The organism is Rhodothermus profundi, assembly GCF_900142415.1.
Classification (GTDB): Bacteria; Bacteroidota; Rhodothermia; order Rhodothermales; family Rhodothermaceae; genus Rhodothermus; species Rhodothermus profundi.
The window spans coordinates 287,091-293,184 of sequence record NZ_FRAU01000005.1 but is presented as its reverse complement, the minus strand read 5'-3'; the positions used below and the strand labels follow the sequence as shown (position 1 = coordinate 293,184).

General features: G+C 61.5%; 4 protein-coding genes. 2 read left to right on the top strand and 2 right to left on the bottom strand.

Features of this window, described 5'->3' with window-relative positions; translation table 11 throughout:
• Positions 1-315 precede the first annotated feature (315 nt).
• Both BUA15_RS09215 and BUA15_RS09210 read right to left on the bottom strand, forming a co-directional pair.
• The gene (locus BUA15_RS09215) at positions 316-2,601 is read right to left on the bottom strand and encodes a TonB-dependent receptor (protein ID WP_072715680.1); all 2,286 of its coding nucleotides are present in this window, start codon (positions 2,599-2,601) and stop codon (positions 316-318) included.
• A gap of 62 nt (positions 2,602-2,663) precedes the next feature.
• Positions 2,664-3,056 carry a hypothetical protein gene (locus tag BUA15_RS09210; RefSeq protein WP_072715679.1) on the bottom strand — a complete coding sequence of 131 codons (393 nt, stop codon included), beginning with the start codon at positions 3,054-3,056 and terminating at the stop codon, positions 2,664-2,666.
• A 163-nt stretch (positions 3,057-3,219) separates the two neighbouring features.
• On the opposite strand from BUA15_RS09210, the gene BUA15_RS09205 reads away from it, so the two are divergent.
• Both BUA15_RS09205 and BUA15_RS09200 read left to right on the top strand, forming a co-directional pair.
• Entirely contained in the window at positions 3,220-4,602 is a 1,383-nt protein-coding gene (locus BUA15_RS09205; protein ID WP_072715678.1) for a dipeptidase, read from the top strand.
• A 94-nt stretch (positions 4,603-4,696) separates the two neighbouring features.
• The gene (locus BUA15_RS09200) at positions 4,697-6,091 is read left to right on the top strand and encodes an MBL fold metallo-hydrolase (protein ID WP_072715677.1); all 1,395 of its coding nucleotides are present in this window, start codon (positions 4,697-4,699) and stop codon (positions 6,089-6,091) included.
• Positions 6,092-6,094 lie beyond the last annotated feature (3 nt).

The window sequence follows — 6,094 nt, the reverse complement described above, 5'->3', positions numbered from 1 at the left end:
CGTAGGTCATGGGTTGGGTTGGTGGGGGTGTTCCCTGTCCTCCTCCCCGGCAGGGAGGAGGCAAACATTTTCCTTTCATCAAGCCTGTCCTCCTTGGAGGAGAGGGGGGATGAGACAGAAAAGCCCGGGATGGGGCAATCAGTATTCTCAAGAACAAACCTGTAGCAGGGAATGAAAGGGTAAAGCCCTGCGCGGATAGGCTCAATGCGAGGCGGTCTGAGCCGTGGCGGAGTAGTTTCTGGGGCGAGAGAAAACCGGCAGGCCCGAGTCTGGCCGTCCTCATCGACCAAAGCTCGGACCTGCCGGTCGGATGCGTCAGAACGCCAGCGTCAGCTCCAGGAAAAACACGCGGCCGGGCTCCAGGATGCGGCTCCCGGTGAACGGGTTTATGGCATTCAGGTGATCGGCATAAGCCACGTCGGTCAGGTTCTGCACGCCGAGCTGGAGCCGTCCGCTCTGAAACAGGCGGACGCCGGCTTTCAGATCTATGGTGGCGTAGCCGTCGGTGGGCGTTTCGCCCCGGCTGACGGCGACGCGGTTCTGGCGGGCGACCCGGTGCCACGTAGCTTCGGCAAAGAAACGGGCCGAAGGTTCATAGCGGAGACTGAGGTCCACGCGTGGTGGGGCGACGCCAAAGGCCGGCTCGTTGCGCGTTTCGTCGCGTCCCCACAGGTAGCTGCCCGTGGTGGTAAGCGTCAACGCAGGATGCAGCCGCAGTGCCAGCGTGAGCTCGCCGCCATAGAACGTGGCCGTTCCGTTCACGTAGCGAAAGACTACGGGAGGACTCAGGGGCAACCGTTTAGGCAGGTTGGTAGGCGCGATGGTGATGTAATGGTCCAGGCGTCGAGCGAACAGGTTCAGCGACAGGCTCCAGCCCGGGTGGGCGGTTTCCAACCAGAGATCGGCCTGCGTGCTCCGTTCAGGACGCAGAGTCGGGTCTCCGACGAACTCGGCGCTCATCTGCGCTTTGCTTGAGGGCAGGCGGTCGGCGTAGCGCTCGGTCGCGTCGGCCGTGCGCACGGCCGAGCCCACCCCGAAGGCCACGCTCCAGCGTGGATGAGGCAGCCAGCTCACGGTCAGCGCTCCGCTCAGATTGGCCTCGTGCGCAGTTAGATCGGTGGCTACGTTTTCGAGGAAGAACGTGCTGGCAGTATCGGCGCGGGCTGCCACCAGGTCGAGCCGGACGGTGGCTGCCACCTGCCAGTGGGGCGCCGGGCTATGGGTCCATCGGGTGAACAGTCCGACATCCGTGATGCGCGCCCGGGGCCAGACCAGATCCTCAAACAGGAGCCTTCCAGTATCGCGGCGGCGGATCCACCGCGTAGCGTTTCGATAGGTGTGGTAGGCGTCGGCTCCGATTTCTAGCTCGTCTGCAAAGCCCGGAGCCAGCTTGAGCGCCAGGCGCCCACCGACGACATCGATGCCCGAATTGATCTGTACGTCGAGCGCAAAGGGCGGCATGCGGTTGGGATCGGGACGGGCTGTCGGCTTGTCGTCGTTGTCCATGCCGTGATCGACGGCATTGTAGTAGGCCTGCACGTACAGGCTCCGCATGAGCCTTCGGCGGAACGTGCGGTGGAAAGTGGCCGAAAACGTGTAGGCGTCAAAAAAGTCGGCGTTCAGGATAAGGCCGGGGTAGTCGAGGTCGCGCTGGGCCTGATAGCCGGCAGCGATCACCAGGCGGGTGTCGGGGTGGGGCAGGTAGCCGAGTTTCAGGCGCACTTCGCGGGAGCGGAAGTGGGCCGGGATGCGCGAGCCGTCGCCAGCCCGATAGTCGGCTCCCTGTCGCCAGGCCGTTTGCACCAGCAGGCCGAGCGTTCCCTGACGGTAGCCGAGCTGCAGGCCATTTTCAAACGCGTTCAGGTTGGTGTCGTAGCCGGCATGCAGGCGGCCCTGCATGCGGCCGGGTGCCAGCGTGCGCAGGCCGCGCGTTTCGACCCGGATGGCGCTCAGGTTCCCGGCGCCCCAGGTCAGCGCATAGGGCCCCTTGACCACTTCCATCGACTGGATAATGGTGGGGTCGAAGTGGCTCATGGGCGAGTCCATGCGGGCCGGTCCGGCCGGAAAGAGTCGCGAGCCGTCTAGGTAGACGCCCACTTCAGTTTCCCGGAGGCCGCGAATGACCGGGTCAAGGCCGAGCGGTCCGCGCCGCACCGCCGCCAGGCCGGGCAGAGCCCGGAGCAGTTCGCCGGCATCGCGCGGGTTCGCCTCGCGCACGGCCGCTTCCTGAAGCTGCGCTGTGGGCCGCAGATCCGGCCGCAGGGCCGTTACCTGAATGCCTTCCAGCTCAAAGCGGGTGGGGTGCAGGAGCACCGGCACGAACAGCGTATCGCCGGCCTTCAGCGCGATAGAATAGTGGGCGGGTTCATAGCCCACGAAGCGGACCAGCAACGAGTAATGGCCGGCCATCAGACGCAGCGTGAACAGGCCGGCGGCGTTCGTGATCGTCCCGTAGGTTGTGCTATCGACGAGCACGTGGGCGCCGGGCAGGGGAGCGCGGGTTTCGGCATCAAGTACCTGTCCCGTTAGCACGGCCTGCGCCCGTGCGGAAACAGCAAGGCTGCACGTCAACCAGACAACAATCAGGTAATAGCTACGCATGGTTCATCCTCCTGCGATCAGGTGAAACGGAAGCTCAAGAAGAGAGGCCAGTACGGCTGCATTCAGCTCAGGCCGTACGACGCAGGCTTCCGTCGCGGAGGATGAAAGATGTCGGTAACAGGGTGTTGTGCCGGGGGATCGGGATCTGCCAGTGCGACTGGCGCCCCTGCGGAAGGCGGGGACCAGGTCACAGCTATGGGGAGAGGGCCGTAGGGCATGATCGACGCACTACCGGGCATCGTGGCCGCCTCGTCATGGCAATGCTGCCAGCGCGGGGTCTCCTCACTCCGGTGGCAGGTGCACTGTTGCTGCTGCTGATGGGGACAGATCATATGGTGGCAGGTGAAGCGATGGCTGTCCAGTACGCTCCATGCCGCCCAGGGCAAAAGCGGCCCCATCAGCGTCACGTTCAGCAGCAGGGCTAGCAGGCGGTATGGGAAGAAACGCCGCCGCATTGCCGAGGCAGGTTGCTCTAAAAAGAAGCAAAAAATCTTTTTTTGAGACAAGCATCCTCCGCTAAGTCCTGATGAAAAGCCTGTGTAGCTTTGATCAATGGCACTTTACGTAGTGCTGGCACGTATCAAACCAGACTAAGTCCCAGGACAGACCTTTGAGGCTATGACCGATCAGGCGTTATCCTATGTTGAGACGCATTTTGCCCGTTTTGTCGAGGAGTTGAAAGAGCTGCTGCGCATTCCGTCGATCAGTACTGATCCGGCGTATGCGGCGGAGGTGCGTCGGGCTGCCGAATGGCTGGCCGCCCATTTTCAAGCGCTGGGTTTTCCGAAAGTGGAAGTTTTTGAAACCGAGGGGCATCCCATTGTTTATGCCGAATACATGGCAGGTGCGGCGCGTCCGACGGTGCTTGTCTATGGCCACTACGATGTGCAGCCGCCTGATCCGCTGGAGCTGTGGACGTCGCCGCCTTTTGAGCCCGAAGTTCGAGATGGGATGCTGTATGCACGGGGAGCCTGCGACGATAAGGGCCAGTTGTTTATGCATGTGAAAGCTGCTGAAGCCTATCTGCGGACGGCCGGTACATTGCCGGTGAATTTGAAATTCCTGCTGGAAGGAGAAGAAGAGTCGGGCTCAGCGCATCTGGCTCCGTTCATTGAAGCGCACCGCGAGCTACTGCGGGCCGATGTTGTGGTCATTTCCGACACGGCTATGTTTGCGCCGGGTGTACCTTCGATCACGTACGGACTGCGCGGCCTGGCCTATGTGGAAGTCGAGCTGACCGGTCCGGCGCGCGACCTGCATTCCGGGGTGTATGGGGGAGCGGTCGAGAATCCGATAAACGTGCTGGCCCGGCTGATTGCTGGATTGCATGACGAAAACCACCGCATTACGATTCCGGGCTTTTATGACGCCGTGCGGCCGTTGACCGAAGAAGAGCGCCGCACATTTCGCGCACTGCCCTTCGATGAAGAGGCCTGGAAGGCAGAGATTGGCGTGTCGGCTGTTCGTACGGAGCAGGGCTATACGGTGCTGGAGGCCATTACAGCCCGGCCGACGCTGGACGTGAATGGCATCTGGGGAGGCTACCAGGGCAGAGGCGCCAAGACGGTGTTGCCGGCCAGGGCCGGTGCGAAGATTTCCATGCGCCTGGTGCCGGATCAGGATCCGGAGGACATCCTCGAGAAAACCCGGCGATATTTCGAGGAGCACACGCCGCCTACCTGCCAGCTTCGCTTTACCGCGCTGCATGGTGCCCAGCCCGTGCTGGTCGATACGCGGCACCCTGCTATGCAGGCGGCTGCGGAAGCTATGGCGCGGGTGTTCGGGCGCCGTCCTTACTTCACCCGGGAGGGAGGCTCTATTCCCGTCGTGGCCGATTTCAAGCGACTGCTGGGACTGGATAGCGTGCTGATGGGTTTCGGGCTGAATTCAGATGCGATTCATTCGCCGGATGAACACTTTGGACTGGATCGTTTTCGGCAGGGCATTGACAGCATCCTACATTTTCTGCACCTGTATGGGCATCAACCGTCAAATTCATGAAAGGAAACGGGAAACATTTTGGCCCTCGGCAGGGTCGATCCGGCCGGATTTGAAGAAAGACCCCCATGTTTTCAACGAGTCGTCAGCGTAGAAGATGATTTTTGTAGCGTTGGGTGCTACCGAAGCTATTGGGGCCAACTGTCATTTTGTGAAGCTGGATGGAACAGGACTCGTACTGGACGTCGGGGTAGATCCGAACGAAGAAGGGCCAGCGAGCCTACCGCGTTTTGAGCTTATCCATCGCAATCCGGACTGGTACATTGATCACGCCATTGTGACCCATGCCCATCACGATCACATCGGCGCGTTGCCGGTCCTGTTGCGTGAGTTCCCCCACGTGCTGGTGCACATGACGCGCGTAACGCGCCAGTTGGCTGATTTACTGTTACCGGCGTCGGCGCGGCTGCAGCGGCGTCGTTTGCAGGAAGGTCGCTCAAACTACGGGCCGCTTTTCGACGAAAAGCAACTGGAAGGCTATAGCTATCTGTATCTAACGCATGAGCCGGGGCAGGATTTCAGCGTGACCGGGCTGCGGGGACGTTCACCGGTGCGGGCTCGCTTTTACCATGCGGGCCATGTGCTGGGAGCAGCCGGGGTGCTGCTGACGCATGAGGAAAACGGCCGCTGCCAGCGTGTTTTCTACACGAGTGATACGAACATGCGGGCGCAGGCGATCATTCCGGGCGGTGACTACCCAGAAGAGCCGGTAGATGTGCTCATACTGGAGTCAACGGCCGGAGCAGATCCAGAGGCGGAGCGCACCACGCGGCGGCTGGAAGAAGAACGCTTTGGGGAGGCAGTGCGGCGCGTGCTGGATCGGGGGGGAAGCGTGCTGGTGCCGGCCTTTGCGTTAGGAAGGGCGCAGGAAGTGCTGGCCGTGATCGACCGGCTCAAGCGAGAAAAGGCATTGCCGGCCGATGTGCCAGTCTATACAGCCGGTACGATGCGGGCTATTGCAGATCTGTATGACCGGACGCGTTTCGTGACGCCTCGTCTGGATCCGTCGTTCGAGGTGTTTCGGGTTGAGCAGCGGCGGCTGCCCCGACGGCTGGAAGCTGTGCGGGCTGCGTTGACGGAGCCGGCCATTTACGTACTGAGCAGCGGGATGATGTTTGAGCGGTCGCTCTCTAATCGAATGGCGCAGCTCCTGGTGGAAGATGAGCGTCATGGGATCTTTCTGGTAGGTTTTGCAAAGGAAGATTCACCGGCCGGGCGATTGCTCGAAGCCGCCGAGTCGGGTGCTGAAGAAATTGTGCTGGACGAACAACGAGGTCCGCAGCCGTTGCGATGCGAAGTGGCACGCTTTCGCTTCAGTGGGCACAGTCATCGCCGCGACCTGTTGCGCCTGGTCGAACGGCTGAAGCCGGTCCATGTGATCTTAGTGCATGGGGACGAAGAAGCACGCGAATGGATGGCCGACAATATTCAGTTTTTCTATCCAGAGGTGAACGTATGGCTGCCCCGCTCTGGTCAGCCGTTAGAATTATGATGT

Coding starts and splice junctions, on each gene's coding strand:
- BUA15_RS09215 (WP_072715680.1), bottom strand. CDS start 2,601: ATGCGTAGCTATTACCTGATTGTTGTCTGGTTGACGTGCAGCCTTGCT.
- BUA15_RS09210 (WP_072715679.1), bottom strand. CDS start 3,056: ATGCGGCGGCGTTTCTTCCCATACCGCCTGCTAGCCCTGCTGCTGAAC.
- BUA15_RS09205 (WP_072715678.1), top strand. CDS start 3,220: ATGACCGATCAGGCGTTATCCTATGTTGAGACGCATTTTGCCCGTTTT.
- BUA15_RS09200 (WP_072715677.1), top strand. CDS start 4,697: ATGATTTTTGTAGCGTTGGGTGCTACCGAAGCTATTGGGGCCAACTGT.